We start from the raw sequence: 368 nt of genomic DNA, 5'->3' as shown, positions 1-368 counted from the left end.
GCAGGCTCAGCAGCAGATCCCCAAGCAGGGCGGTGAGCAGACCCGCCGACATGCCACAGACGATGGCCGACTGCTTGAGCGGTACCAGGTAGCTGTAGTTTTGCAATGTGTCTTGCCAGAGCTGGGCATCGGCGCGCAGCAGCAGGTGCGTCAGCTGCAGATACCAAGGGCGATCCTTGAAGGTACTCTCCTGCAACAGCGCTTGCTGCTGGCTCACCAGGTGCTGCAGGCTGGCGGCATCCTGTGCAAACACGGGGTCTGGATTGGTGCGATAGTGGTTGACCAGCGTGGTCAGATCGCCGTTGAAGTGCTGATCCGCTGTGCCCTGAAACGGCACCAGGCTGAGGTTGGCCTGTTGCAGGCGCGCA

At 61.7% G+C, this 368-nt stretch carries 1 protein-coding gene; it reads right to left on the bottom strand.

Translation table 11 applies throughout. From position 1 onward, the window contains the following. Positions 1-368 (bottom strand): DUF2937 family protein (locus BN1128_RS13000; protein ID WP_042869409.1); only part of this gene is annotated, 368 nt, incomplete at both ends.

Source organism: Aeromonas piscicola, from assembly GCF_000820005.1.
In the GTDB taxonomy this organism is placed as follows: Bacteria; Pseudomonadota; Gammaproteobacteria; order Enterobacterales; family Aeromonadaceae; genus Aeromonas; species Aeromonas piscicola.
This window is presented reverse-complemented; position numbering and strand designations above follow the sequence as displayed.